The following is a 13,424-nucleotide window of genomic DNA, read 5'->3' on the forward strand; positions in this document are numbered from 1 at the left end:
TTCAGCTCCTTAAAACTCGACCGTACGCTGAATCGTCGCAAGGACACGTTCTGGCGTCGGAATGTAATGGTCTTCGAGGGCGAACAGCGGAACGGGAACATCAAAACCGGTCACGCGGGCAATCGGTGCCCGTAAATAAAGAAACGCTGTATCGTTGATCAACGTCACGAGATCATTACCGAGACCACCCATCGCTGCGGCTTCATGCACGATGACGGCACGACCTGTCTTTTGAACGGAAGCAGCGATTGTTTCCCGGTCGAGCGGATAGAGCGTCCGTAAGTCGAGTACTTCGCAAGAGATGCCGCGTTCCTGTGCAGCCGTTGCTGCCTTTTGAGCTACTTGAACCATTGCTCCCCAGGCAATTAACGTCACGTCCGTTCCTTCGCTGACGCAGCGTGCTTTTCCAATCTCAACAGTATACGATTCGCTCGGTACGACTTCCTTGAATGAGCGGTAGCTACGCATCGACTCAAGAAACAACACGGGATCTGGATCTTCAATCGCAGCAATCAATAACCCTTTTGCATCGTATGGCGTCGCCGGACAGACGACCTTGAGACCAGGCATCGATGTAAAGAGTGCTTCTGTGCTGTCGGAATGGATTTCCGGTGCCCGGATGCCGGCACCATAAGGCGCACGAATGACCATTGGCACACTGTACCGTCCCATCGTCCGCATCCGGATCCGGGAGACGTGCGTCATGATTTGTTCATAGGAAGGGTAGATGAAGCCAAGAAATTGAATCTCGACGATCGGTTTAAAGCCATTGATGGCAAGACCGATCGACGTACCGACGATGCCAGCTTCGCTAAGCGGTGTATCGACGATCCGGTCTTCCCCGAATTCTTCCTGTAAGCCGTCTGTCGCTCGGAAGACACCACCGTTTTTTCCGACGTCTTCTCCAAGAACGAGCGTTGTCTCATCCTCCGACAATTTTGTCCGCAGGGCATCCGTGACAGCTTGAACGAGTGTCATTTCTGTTTGACGATTGATTGGTGTTGCCATCTCATTTCCCCCTTGCTAGCAGATACGCTTCTTTTTGTTGCTGGACATCAACCGGTAAGGTCGCGTACGTATGGTCGAACAAGTCATTGACGTCTGGTGCCTTGAATTGCTCCATCGCAGCTACTGCCGCTTCTACTTCTGTCTGGTGCCGTTCCTGCAGCTGTTGCATCCAGGTTTCGTCAAAGTAGCCTTGATGTTTTAAGAACTGTTCGAGTCGATCGAGCGGATCGACCCGATCACGCGAACGGGCTTGATCACGGTATTTCGTTGGATCATCTGCTGTCGTATGGGCACCAAATCGCCATGTGACGGCTTCAATCAATGTTGGTCCACCACCAGAACGGGCACGCGCAACGGCTGCTTGCATCGTGAAATAGACGGCAAAGGCGTCGTTCCCATCGATCCGGACGCTTGGCATCCCGTAGGCGATCGCTTTTTGTGCGATCGTCTCGGAATGCATCTGTTTTTCGATCGGAACAGAAATCGCGAATTGATTGTTTTGGTTGAACAGAATGACCGGTGCTTGGAAGACACTGGCGAAGTTCATTCCTTCGTGGAAGTCACCTTCAGACGTCGCCCCGTCACCAAAGTAGGCGACCGCAACGTTCGTCGTACCTTTTCGTTTTTCTGCCCATGCGGCACCGACGGCATGCGGAATTTGCGTCGCAATCGGTACGGCAGGAGGGAAGATGTGTTTCTCAGACGGCACGCAACCTTCGACGCGACCGTTCCAGTAGAGGAGGGTCCGCACCATATCGGCACCGAACGTCAACGTCGCACCGTGATCTCGGTATGTCGGGAATAACCAGTCCTGATCGGACAACGCCAGTGCACTACCGACTTGCGCTGCCTCTTGTCCTTCGAACGGTGCATAAGTGCCAAGGCGCCCTTGGCGTTGTAAGTTGATCGCCTTCCGGTCGAACGTCCGGATCCGGTGCATCTGTTCATATAGGGTGAGGGCGAGCTCTTTCGTCAGATCGTGTTCTTTTGAGGCGTCGATGATACGACCTTCTTCATCGATGATGCGTTGAATCGGAAAATGTTGCTCCATGTCAGTCCCTCCTTCAGTGGTTACGGATATCCCATTTTGGCTTTGTCGTATTCGTAAAGATGTTGTTGTGTTTCGCCCGGATCTGCATCCGTTTTTCACACATCCGGTTCGCTGCTTCGACCGTCGTGATGTTCTCTGCTTGCGACTCCTTGAAGACTTCGAGCACTGCGTCATAGATGTGACGCGTCTTCAGGAGAACCCGTTCATGATTTGCTCCGTACAGTTCGTCAGCAACTTGGATCAACCCACCACCGTTGACGATATAGTCTGGTGCATACAAGATGCCGCGATCCATCAAGACGTGAGCGAGCTGTTCATCTGCAAGTTGATTGTTCGCCGAACCACAGATGGCTTTGCACGGTAAGAGCGCGATGTTTTGAGCGTGAATGACACCGCCGTATGCACATGGAACGAAAATATCAGCGTCTGTTAAATGGATTTCGTGAGGCGAGACGACGCGAACCGTGCCAGGTGCCATTTCGGCTTGGGTCACGATTGCTGCGAGCGCTGCTTCGTTGACGTCTGAAACATAAATCGTCGCACCGGCGAGTAACAGTTGTTCTGCAACCTTGAAGCCGACCTTTCCAAGTCCTTGAATCGCATAAGTCGCGCGACTTAAGTCGTCCGAACCGAATAACATCTCGATCGTCGCCCGCAGTCCGTAGACGACGCCTTCAGCCGTCGGGATCGATGAATCACCACTCCCGCCAAAGGCTTCCGGAATGCCGACGATCCGTGACGTTTCCCGGCTAGCGTGAACGAAATCATCCATCGTCGTGCCCATGTCCGTTCCGGTGTAAAAACGTCCACCGAGCGAATCAACGAAACGACCGAAGGCGCGGAAAAGCTCTGGTGATTTATCCGTTGCCGGATTGCCGATGATGACGGCTTTACCGCCACCAAAATCAACATCAGCGGCAGCGCATTTATACGTCATGCCACGCGACAGGCGGAGGACATCGTCAAGTGCTTCATCGACAGAAGCGTAAGGCGCCATGCGGCAACCACCGAGAGCGGGGCCGAGCGTCGTATCGTGGATGGCGATGATTGCTTGTAACCCTGAGACAGGATCGTTGCAAAAGACGACTTGTTCGTGACCCGCGATTTTTTCCATGATCGAGAGCGTTGGATTCGTAGATGGGTTTAACATGTTCATAGTAGAGTCCTCCTCTATCAAATATAAGTAAGCGCTTTCATTTTGCTGGAGCATTCACTTGCAATTTTTCTTGAATCCGGCTTTTTTCTAAAATGAATTGTGTCACTTCTCCTGTACCGATGATCGATTGTCCATCTCGGACTTCGATGTCAGCGTCAACGCGACGTGCTGTGACGCGTGTTACTGTAGCGGTCACGATCAATCGTGCGCCTTCTGCTGCCATGCCAAGATGCTTCAACGAAACCGCGCCCCCGACACCTTCTTCGCTTGCCTCTAGGTAAGGCAGGATGAGTTGACGTGCTGCCCATTCCATATGGTAGACCATCGAAACGGTGGAGTATGCTGGATGAACCAATTGACCTTCGAACCGTGCAAACATATCTTGCGAGACGACCGCTTGAATCTCTGCTGTATCCCCGACAGCTAAACCTGGTTTCATCGTGATCCCCCTTCACTACAACGAATCCTCATTCAATCAAGTGGTCTTACCAAAAATAGTATAACACTTGTCACACGATATTTTATCAACCCGTTACAAAATGAGCAAATCATTTCAGAAATATTTTCCAAAAAAAGACTCTCGATCATGAAAAATAGCTTTATAAGCCAATTGATTTACTGATAAAGTGCGTTGAAGTGATAAAGTGAGAATCGTTTGGGAGCATTTAACAAAACAAGATTGACAACATTGTGAACGTGTCGTACGTTAAACATATAACTAAAAATAAACGACCGTTTTATTATTGTATACATGATGAGGAGGTGCAGGTATGTACGATCAACATCACGAAACGATGGATGCGCAAACGCGGGAGCAGCTACAGATGGAGCAATTGCGTCAAACGATGGAACACGTCACGCGTGTCCCGTTCTATCAAGAACGCCTCCAGGCCTTACAGATGACAGCGAATGACTTTCAAACGATTGAGGATCTACGAAAGTTTCCCTTCACACGTAAACAAGATTTACGCGATCATTATCCGTTCGGGCTATTTGCCGTCGAACGAGAACAGATCACCCGGATTCACGCGTCGTCTGGAACGAGCGGTAAACCGACCGTCGTTGGTTATACGCAAGAAGATTTAGATGACTGGGCCGGTGCCGTGGCACGCAGTTTAGTCTTAGCTGGTGGATCACCAGCCGATTTGTTGCACAATGCATACGGTTACGGACTGTTCACAGGTGGTCTCGGTCTTCATGCAGGTGCCGAAAAACTAGGCATGACGATCCTACCGATTTCCGGTGGCAACACGGATCGCCAAATCACGTTGATCGAAGATTTCCGACCGGACGGTATCTGCGGTACGCCTTCGTATATTTTGCGATTGGCAGAACGCATGATTGAACGTGGTATCGATCCAAGGAAGACAAGCATGCGTTATGGCATCTTCGGAGCTGAACCATGGTCGGAAGAGATGCGGCAGACACTCGAAAAGACCTTTGATCTACAGGCACTCGATATTTACGGACTCAGTGAAATCATGGGACCGGGGGTCGCGATGGAGTGTCAAAAGCAGGCAGGTCTGCATATCATGGATGACTTATTCATTACAGAAGTCGTCGATCCCGTTACGGGGGAACCGTTACCAGATGGCATGGTCGGGGAACTCGTTTTTACAAGCTTGAAAAAGAAAGCGCTTCCAATCATTCGTTACCGGACAGGTGACTTAGCATCGATCACGCATGAGGCATGTGCTTGTGGTCGGACGACGACACGGATGTCACGTGTCAAAGGGCGAACGGACGACATGCTGATCATTCGAGGGGTCAACGTCTTCCCGTCAGAAATCGAGCGGGTCTTGCTCCAACAACCGGACGTGACGCCGCATTATCAAATCCATCTTGTGCGCAAAGCGGGACTCGATGCCGTTGAGCTACATATCGAATTCGAAAATATCTCGGAGCGACAAATGCGTTCGATATGTGACGCCATCAAGTCGGAATGCCTCATTTCCATTGATCTCGTCTGTCACCCGCACCAAGGGTTACCACGATCGGAAGGGAAAGCCGTTCGGATCGTTGATCGACGCTCGACATCACTCGTCTGATTCAAAGGAGGAACTAGCATGTATGATGCAACACAACTGTTCGAACCCGTCCAACTGACGGAAGAAGAAAAATTAGCTCGCTTCAAGGAACGAATCGAGCAAGGTGAAAAGATCGAAGCCGATGACTGGATGCCTGATTTTTACCGGGACACGCTGATTAAATTGATTTCGATGCACGGTATCAGTGAAATCATGGGTGCGCTTCCGGAAAAAGAATGGGTTCCAAAAGCACCATCACTTCGCCGGAAGCTCGGCATCATGGCGAAGGTCCAGGATGAGATGGGGCATGGACAACTGTTACTTCGTGTCGTCGAGGATTTGATGAAGCCGTATGGCAAGACACGCGGGGATTTGATGGATGATTTGTTCACGGGACGATTGAAGTTCCACAACGTCTTCCACATGCCGACGCGGTCATGGGCTGATGCCGGGATGATCGGTTGGCTCGTCGATGGCGCGGCGATCATCACGCAGACAAACATGCTCGGGGCTTCGTACGGTCCTTACGCACGGGCTTTGCAACGAATCTGTGCGGAAGAGGTCTTCCACGCGCAACACGGGGAATCAATCATTATGGCACTCGCAGAAGGAACACCGGAACAGCGGGCGATGATTCAGGAATCACTGGATGAGTGGTGGGAATCCTTGTTGATGTTCTTTGGACCAGCCTCGAAAGAGACGACCGGGACATCAAAACAGGACGTGACGATCGCTTATAAGATTCGGACGAAAACGAATGAAGAGCTCCGACAAAACTTCTTTACGAAGTACGTGCCACGGATTCGTTCACTCGGACTCGTCATTCCAGACCCGACGTTACGTTTTGATGAAGAGACCGGGCAATGGGAATATGCACAGCCAGACTGGACAAAATTCAAGACAATCATCCAAGGGGGAGGACCACGTTCGAAAGAGCGACTGGACCTGCGCCGGACATCTTACGAAAATAACGCCTGGGTACGGGATGCACTCGCTGAAACGAAGGCATGAGAGGGGAAAGCACGATGAACGAGACGTTCTATCACGAATTTGAAGTCTTTAGCAAACGGACGCCGAACGCGGCGTTCACCCATCAATTCAGCTTGCTCGCTCCAAACAAGGAGATGGCACTGTTGATGGCGCAAGAAAACTTCATGCGCCGGGAACCGGTCGTCGACATCTGGGTCGTCAAACGGGAGGATATCCGTGGTTTATCACCCGATGAGAAGCAGATGCTCCAACGCCTCGATAATAAGGACTACCGAACAACGAAAGGGTACGGCTACTTGAAGAAAAAATGGCGCCATTACGAGCAACAGATGCTCGATGAAAAAGAGATCATGTCTTGGCAAGGAGGCGATTCCAAATGACGGAACAAGAACGGACGGCACTCGCTTCCTTACTCTATCAACTCGCGGATGATGATTTCCTTTACGCGTATCGTGGTTCGGAATGGCTCGGACTCGCACCGCATATCGAAGAGGACGTCGCTTCGTCGTCGATTGCGCAAGATTCGATGGGACACGCGGCGATGTATTACCAACTTCTCGAAGAACTTGGCGAAGGAAATGCTGATGCATTAGCTCATGTCCGACTGGCGCATGAACGAAAGAATTCGATTCTCGTCGAACGTGTCAACGGACCTGGCTACTACATGGAGAAGCCTGAATATGACTGGGCATTCGCCGTCGTACGGAACTATTGCTACACGGTCGCGAAAAAGATCCGGATCGATGCTTTGAAGTCGAGCAGTTATGAGCCACTCGCTACGGCTGCCGTCAAGATCAACATGGAATTGTACTATCATTTGCTGCACTGGCAAACATGGTTCACCCAGCTTTATCAATCGACGGAGACGGCGCGGCAGAAGATGGATGCAGCCCTAGAAAAAGTCCTCTATGACTTCGGTGACATGTTCGATTATGGCGAACACGGTCAATTGATCGAAGAGATGCGGTTGATCGAAGGACAAGGCATTTTACTCGATCGTTGGTATCAGACGATCACACCGTTACTCGTCGAATTGAACGTGACGCTTCCGGAAATGCAGATGACGCGTAACGGGCGGGACGGCGATCACACGGAAGATTTGAACGACGCGCTTGCGACACTCGGAGAAGTCTACTTGATCGATCAGACGGCGACGTGGTGAAAGGAGAGGGAAGCATGACGACGACACTCCAGGATGCAATCCGGGAAGCCCTGAATGGGGTGAAGGATCCGGAAATTGATAGCGTCAGTATTTTAGATCTTGGCATGGTCGAGACGATGGACGCGGAGGCGACGGAGCATGGTTACCTGGTGCGCGTCACGCTTCTCCCGACGTTCCTCGGTTGCCCGGCGCTTGAAATCATTAAAAAAAACACCGAATCTGCCTTGCAGGTGATTCCAAATGTCGAACAGGTCGACGTCCAGTTCCGGTTTGATCCACCGTGGACATCGGACCGGATCACGGAACAAGGCATGCAAGGATTGAAGGAATTCGGTATCGCTCCTCCTCGGTTCGAGCAAGGAAAGTGGGAGATCGACTGTCCGTATTGTGGATCGACGTATGTGACGATGGAAAACTTATTCGGACCGACCGCTTGTCGAAGTATTCTCTACTGTAAATCATGTAAAAATCCATTCGAGGCGATGAAACCCGTCTCTACTCTCATGTGAAGGAAGGTAATCAAGATGGCAAAATTAATCGCACTTTACAAACACCCAGAAAACAAGGAAGCATTCGATCAGCACTACTTTGAGGTCCATGGTCCATTGACAGCAAAAATTCCAGGACTGCAAGAAATGAATGTCACGAAAATCGTCGGCTCACCGATGGGCGGAGACGGAAAGTACTACTTGATGTGCGAGATGGTCTATGAAAGTCAGGAAGCGATGCAAGCAGGTATGCGTTCGCTCGAAGGAAAAGCATCCGGGAAAGACTTGATGAGCTTTGCGGGGGATCTCGTCACATTGATGATTGGTGAAGATGTCCATGCCGACACAACAGTACGTTAAGACGGAAATGGTTGATCGGATCGGTCGGATTCGACTCGACCGAACGGCACGATACAATGCGCTGAACCGGACGATGGTCCGGGAAATCGTCGAGGCGATGGAGACATTCGACCGAGACGAACGGGTGACGGTCATCGTCTTGACCGGAAACGGAAAATCGTTCTCAGCGGGCGCCGATATCGAGGAGATGCTCGAGGCGACACCGATCTCGATGGAACTCCTCGATCCGTTCGCGGACTGGGACCGAATCAGCCGAATCAAAAAGCCGATCATCGCAGGTGTCCATGGTTTCGTCCTTGGCGGCGGTTTTGAACTGGCACTCGCTTGTGATTTAATCTACGCCGATCCTGAGACACAGTTTGGATTCCCGGAAGTCGGACTCGGCGTCATGCCAGGAGCAGGCGGGACGCAGCGCTTGACGAAATGCATCGGTCGAACGCGGGCGCTCGAGTGGCTTTTCACCGGCGACCGGATGAAGGCAGAGGAAGCGGAACGACTTGGTATCATCAACCGGGTGACGGCTGATGTCGAAGCGACGGTGCTGGCAATGGCAGAGCGGTTATCAAACCAACCGAGTATGGCGTTACGACTGATCAAGGACGCGGCAAACAAAGCCGTCGATTTATCGTTACAGGATGGGATGGAGCACGAACGCCGTAACTTCTATCTCTTGTTCGCGACAGCCGATCAAACAGAAGGCATGCAAGCGTTTCTCGAAAAACGATCACCGATTTTCAATCAACAGGAACAGGAGTGAATACAATGTCGACAGTACATGAAAAAACACTTGAAATGAAACGGTCCGTCTATCACTTGCTCATCAACGGCGAACAGGTCGAGGGCGCAACAGGCGAGACGTTCAAAACATACAATCCGGCAACGGGCGAAGTGATCGCAGAAGTCGCAAAAGCGTCGAAGGAAGACGCCGATCGTGCTGTTCAAGCGGCACGTGATGCGTTTGATCACGGAAAGTGGAAGATGTGGCCGGTCGGGCGTCGGGCACAAATCTTGAATAAGATTGCGAGCATCATGCGTTCCCGCTTCAACGAAATCGTCGAACTGGAGATTCTTGATACAGGGAAATCACTGGCAGCGGCGCAAGGACAAGTCACGCAAGCGATTGAAGACTTTGAATTCTATGCGGGTGCGATCGTCGGTCATCGTGGTGTCGTCAATAACGTACCGGGGCAATTCCATAACTACACGGAAAAAGAAGCAGTCGGTGTCTGTGCACAAATCATTCCGTGGAACTATCCGTTGATGATGGCAGCTTGGAAAGTCGCACCAGCAATCGCAGTCGGTTGCTCGGTCGTCGTCAAACCAGCGACATTGACACCATTGACAGCAATCATTCTCGGAGAGATTTGTCTAGAGGCTGGCGTACCAGCAGGTGTCGTTAACGTCATCCCGGGATCCGGACGCGAGATCGGCAACCATCTCGTCGAGCATCCTCACGTCGATAAAGTCGCCTTCACGGGCTCAACGCCAGTCGGTAAAGACATCATGGGACGTGCGTCCGAGACGCTAAAACGAGTCACACTCGAACTCGGTGGGAAATCACCGAACATCGTCTTTGAAGATGCGGACGTGACAGCAGCCGTTGATGGTTCGTTGTTCGGCATCTTCTATAACAGCGGTCAATCGTGTGAAGCGCGCTCGCGCCTGTATGTCCACGAAGAGATCTACGAAGCATTCATGGAACAGTTCGTCGCAAAAACAAACAACTCGTCCTTGGTAATCCATTCGATAAAGGAACACACGTTGGAGCGATCATCGACCAACAGCAAGTCGATGTCATCGATGGATACGTCCAGTCAGCGAAAGCGGACGGGGCAACAATCGTCACAGGAGGTCATGCTTCAGCACCAGAAGGATACGAAAAAGGCTTCTGGTACGCACCGACGATTATCACAGACGTCACACATGAGATGAAAGCGGTCAATGAAGAAATCTTCGGACCGGTCGTCGTCGTCATGCCGTTCAAAGATGAAAAAGAAGCGATTCGTCTAGCAAACGATACATCGTTTGGACTCGGCTCAGCTGTTTGGACGAAAGACGGCGCGAAAGCGACACGTGTCGCAAATCAAATCAAAGCTGGCATCGTCATGGTCAACTGTCCGTTCTCTGCCTTCCCGGGTACACCGTTTGGTGGCTATAAACAATCGGGCTTCGGTCGTGAACTCTGTATTGAAACGCTTGATCTGTACACGGAAACAAAAAGTATCTTGTCGTATTACGGCAGTCGTCCACTCAATCCGTTCGGACTATAAGCAAGAGGGAAGGCTGGGGTTCCGTCGGGAAGTCCAGCCTTTTTTAACAGCACAGGGGATAAGGGGGAATTCAGATGGTAGAACAAATCGTCGTTGTCGGATCCGGTGTCATGGGACGTGGCATTGCGTACGTTGCCGCACACCGCGGATTTCAGGTGACACTCGTTGATATTAAAGAAGAATATATCGAAAGTGCCTATCGAGAACTCGAACGCATCGCAGAGAAAGGAATCACGCGAGGGAAGATGTCCGCGAATGAGGTCGAGGGACTGTTCGATCGACTGCATCTGTCGACCGACCTAGCTGAGGCGGCACAACAAGCGGATCTGGTCATTGAAGCAGTACCGGAACAACTTAGCATCAAACAGCAAGTCTTTGAAACGCTAGAAGCGAATGCGCGCCCGGACTGTTATTTCGCGACGAACACGTCGACTATGAGTCCGACGGAGATCGCCTCCTTTACGAACCGGGCGGACCGGGTCATGGCGATGCATTTCTTCAATCCGGTCCATCTGATGCCACTGATCGAGCTCGTTCGTGGTCTTGAAACATCGGATGAGACGGTCGCAGCTCTTGAGCAGGTAGCGCGTCAGATGCAGAAGGAAACGGTCGTCATCCGTGAGTTTCCTGGGTTCGTGACTTCGCGGATCAGTGCGCTCGTCGGAAACGAAGCGTTCTACATGTTACAAGAAGGACTCGGGACAGCAGAAGAGATCGATAAAGCAATCAAACTCGGCTTAAACTATCCAATGGGACCATTCGAACTCGGGGACTTAGTCGGACTCGATACCCGTCTCCATAACTTAAAGTATCTGCATGAGAAGCTCGGCGAAAAATACCGTCCGGCACCACTGCTCGAACAGTATGTCAAAGCCGGACGACTCGGACGTAAAACCGGTCGTGGCGTCTATGACTATACGAATCGCGAGGTGACATCATGAAACGGGTCGCCATCATCGATGCCGTTCGGACACCGATCGGTCGCTATAACGGCGCATTGCGTCAGGTTCGTCCAGATGACTTAGGAGCACGCGTCATCGAAGCGTTGCTTGAGCGTAATCCACAAGTCGATCCGAAGACGATCGAGGAAGTCATTTTTGGCAATGCGAATCAGGCGGGAGAAGACAATCGCAACGTCGCCCGGATGTCGGGACTACTAGCTGGTCTACCGGTCGAAGTCGCCGGTACGACGATTAATCGCTTATGTGGGTCAGGGCTCGACGCTGTCATCGCGGCGGCACGAGGGATTGCCTTAGGTGAAGGCGATATCTATATCGCTGGTGGGACGGAAAGCATGACGCGTGCACCGTTCGTTCTCGCGAAGCCGGATCAGGCCAACCCACGTGGCAATCAGACGATGTACGATACGACGATCGGTTGGCGCTTCGTCAATGATCGTTTAGCAGATCAATACGGAACGGATTCGATGCCGGAGACAGCCGAGAACGTCGCCCGTCAGTACGGGATCTCACGCGAAGCGCAGGACGACTTTGCGTTCGAAAGCCAACAACGCGCGAAACGAGCAATCGAGACAGAGCGCTTCACGGACGAACTGGTTGCGGTCACACAAATGGACCGGAAAGGCAACGTCAGCGTCTTCGATCGTGATGAACATCCTCGTCCCGAGACGACACGTGAGAAACTGGCGACACTTCGTCCGTTATTCCCAAGTGGTACCGTGACGGCGGGGAATGCATCTGGTGTCAACGACGGTGCGTCGGCACTGTTATTGATGAGTGAAGAAAAAGCGAACGAACTCGGTTTGACGCCACTCGGGTATTACCGGGCGAGTGCGACAGCAGGGGTCGAACCTGCCATCATGGGAATCGGACCAATCGACGCGACGGAAAAAGTTCTCCGGCGGGCAGGGTTGACGGTCGAACAGCTCGATCAAATCGAGTTGAACGAAGCCTTTGCGGCTCAAAGTCTTGCCTGCATCGAAGCACTTGGTTTACCAAGCGAAAAAGTCAACGTCAACGGTGGTGCGATCGCTTTCGGTCATCCACTCGGTGCGAGTGGAGCGCGGATTTTGACGACATTATTGCATGAGATGCGCCGAACGAACCGGACGTATGGTCTCGCGACGATGTGTGTCGGAGTCGGACAAGGGATCGCACTCGTCGTCGATCGGGAGGGACTCGTATGATTCACTTAGAACGAGAAGGCTATATCGCAATCGTCCGGATTGATCGTCCAGAACGTTTGAACTGTCTCGATTATCCGACGCTTGTCGCTTTGCAAGAACAGGTCGATGCGTTATCGGTCGACCCGGAAGCGCGGGTCGTCCTGTTTACGGGAACGGGGAAAGCATTTAGTGCGGGTGCCGATTTAAAAGAACGCGTGCATTTAAACGAAGAAGAAGTCCGGCGCAATGTCCTTGCGATCCGCAATGTCTTCACTTCGATCGCACAATTACCGCAACCAACAATCGCAGCCGTCAACGGTCACGCGCTCGGCGGTGGGTTCGAGTGGATCCTTGCCTGTGATTTCCGTTTTCTCGTCGAGGATGCACTCGTCGGCTTGACGGAAACTAGCTTCGGGATCATTCCAGGAGCCGGTGGAACACAACGCTTGCCACGACTGATTGGGGAGACGCGGGCAAAGGAATTGATCTTCACGGCGAAAAAAATCGATGCGATGACAGCAGAACGGTACGGACTCGCGACAGCCGTTGTTGCCCGGGAAGCGTTGATGACGACGTGCCTTGAGTTTGCTAATCAGATGTTACAGAATGGTCCGATTGCCTTGCGCCAAGCGAAGCGAGCGATTGATCAAGGGCGGGATGTCTCACTCGAAGAAGGACTACAGCTCGAAACAGAAGCTTATGAAGTCGTCATTCCGACGGCTGATCGTCAGGAAGCGCTACAAGCCTTCGCTGAAAAACGACCACCACGCTTTGAAGGAAGATGAGG

General features: G+C 51.9%; 14 protein-coding genes and 1 pseudogene. 11 read left to right on the top strand and 4 right to left on the bottom strand.

The genetic code is table 11. The features are described from left to right. Positions 1–9: 9 nt before the first annotated feature. Genes EXW93_RS01870 through EXW93_RS01885 form a run of 4 tightly spaced genes read right to left on the bottom strand, consistent with a single transcriptional unit; the run spans position 10 to position 3,654 of the window. Positions 10–1,008, bottom strand: coding sequence for an alpha-ketoacid dehydrogenase subunit beta (locus EXW93_RS01870; protein ID WP_174315983.1), 999 nt, complete (start codon positions 1,006–1,008; stop codon positions 10–12). Position 1,009: 1 nt separating this feature from the next. After that, positions 1,010–2,059 carry a pyruvate dehydrogenase (acetyl-transferring) E1 component subunit alpha gene (pdhA, locus tag EXW93_RS01875; RefSeq protein ID WP_174315984.1) on the bottom strand — a complete coding sequence of 350 codons (1,050 nt, stop codon included), beginning with the start codon at positions 2,057–2,059 and terminating at the stop codon, positions 1,010–1,012. A 13-nt stretch (positions 2,060–2,072) separates the two neighbouring features. Then, positions 2,073–3,215, bottom strand: coding sequence for a Glu/Leu/Phe/Val family dehydrogenase (locus EXW93_RS01880; protein WP_050678955.1), 1,143 nt, complete (start codon positions 3,213–3,215; stop codon positions 2,073–2,075). 37 nt (positions 3,216–3,252) lie between these two features. After that, positions 3,253–3,654 carry a thioesterase family protein gene (locus EXW93_RS01885; protein WP_174315985.1) on the bottom strand — a complete coding sequence of 134 codons (402 nt, stop codon included), beginning with the start codon at positions 3,652–3,654 and terminating at the stop codon, positions 3,253–3,255. A 331-nt stretch (positions 3,655–3,985) separates the two neighbouring features. Between EXW93_RS01885 and EXW93_RS01890 the strand changes: the two genes are divergently transcribed. The 11 genes and pseudogenes from EXW93_RS01890 to EXW93_RS01940 all read left to right on the top strand — a co-directional run bounded on the left by EXW93_RS01890 (position 3,986) and on the right by EXW93_RS01940 (position 13,422). Next, on the top strand, positions 3,986–5,263 hold the full coding sequence (locus EXW93_RS01890; RefSeq protein ID WP_023466988.1) for a phenylacetate--CoA ligase family protein: 1,278 nt from the start codon (positions 3,986–3,988) through the stop codon (positions 5,261–5,263). An 18-nt stretch (positions 5,264–5,281) separates the two neighbouring features. Then, positions 5,282–6,253, top strand: a complete 972-nt coding sequence (gene paaA / locus EXW93_RS01895; protein ID WP_023466990.1) for a 1,2-phenylacetyl-CoA epoxidase subunit PaaA — start codon at positions 5,282–5,284, stop codon at positions 6,251–6,253. Between the two features lie 14 nt (positions 6,254–6,267). Then, positions 6,268–6,612, top strand: coding sequence for a 1,2-phenylacetyl-CoA epoxidase subunit PaaB (gene paaB / locus EXW93_RS01900; RefSeq protein ID WP_023466991.1), 345 nt, complete (start codon positions 6,268–6,270; stop codon positions 6,610–6,612). Continuing rightward, entirely contained in the window at positions 6,609–7,394 is a 786-nt protein-coding gene (paaC, locus tag EXW93_RS01905) for a 1,2-phenylacetyl-CoA epoxidase subunit PaaC (protein WP_023466993.1), read from the top strand. The genes paaB and paaC overlap by 4 nt, the downstream gene beginning before the upstream one ends. A 14-nt stretch (positions 7,395–7,408) precedes the next feature. Continuing rightward, complete coding sequence (gene paaD / locus EXW93_RS01910) at positions 7,409–7,903, top strand: 1,2-phenylacetyl-CoA epoxidase subunit PaaD (protein WP_035399031.1); 495 nt, start codon at positions 7,409–7,411, stop codon at positions 7,901–7,903. 15 nt (positions 7,904–7,918) lie between these two features. Next, positions 7,919–8,242 carry an EthD family reductase gene (locus EXW93_RS01915; protein ID WP_023466996.1) on the top strand — a complete coding sequence of 108 codons (324 nt, stop codon included), beginning with the start codon at positions 7,919–7,921 and terminating at the stop codon, positions 8,240–8,242. Further along, on the top strand, positions 8,220–8,999 hold the full coding sequence (locus tag EXW93_RS01920) for an enoyl-CoA hydratase/isomerase family protein (protein ID WP_023466997.1): 780 nt from the start codon (positions 8,220–8,222) through the stop codon (positions 8,997–8,999). The genes EXW93_RS01915 and EXW93_RS01920 overlap by 23 nt, the downstream gene beginning before the upstream one ends. A gap of 5 nt (positions 9,000–9,004) precedes the next feature. After that, positions 9,005–10,512 (top strand): annotated as a pseudogene (locus EXW93_RS01925) (aldehyde dehydrogenase family protein). A gap of 74 nt (positions 10,513–10,586) precedes the next feature. After that, entirely contained in the window at positions 10,587–11,453 is an 867-nt protein-coding gene (locus tag EXW93_RS01930; RefSeq protein WP_174315986.1) for a 3-hydroxyacyl-CoA dehydrogenase, read from the top strand. Further along, on the top strand, positions 11,450–12,658 hold the full coding sequence (locus tag EXW93_RS01935; protein WP_023467000.1) for an acetyl-CoA C-acyltransferase: 1,209 nt from the start codon (positions 11,450–11,452) through the stop codon (positions 12,656–12,658). The genes EXW93_RS01930 and EXW93_RS01935 overlap by 4 nt, the downstream gene beginning before the upstream one ends. After that, positions 12,655–13,422 carry an enoyl-CoA hydratase-related protein gene (locus tag EXW93_RS01940; RefSeq protein WP_023467001.1) on the top strand — a complete coding sequence of 256 codons (768 nt, stop codon included), beginning with the start codon at positions 12,655–12,657 and terminating at the stop codon, positions 13,420–13,422. Before EXW93_RS01935 ends, EXW93_RS01940 begins: the two co-directional genes overlap by 4 nt. The last annotated feature ends 2 nt before the right edge of the window (positions 13,423–13,424 follow it).

The organism is Exiguobacterium sp. JMULE1 (assembly GCF_013337175.1).
In the GTDB taxonomy this organism is placed as follows: Bacteria; Bacillota; Bacilli; order Exiguobacteriales; family Exiguobacteriaceae; genus Exiguobacterium_A; species Exiguobacterium_A indicum.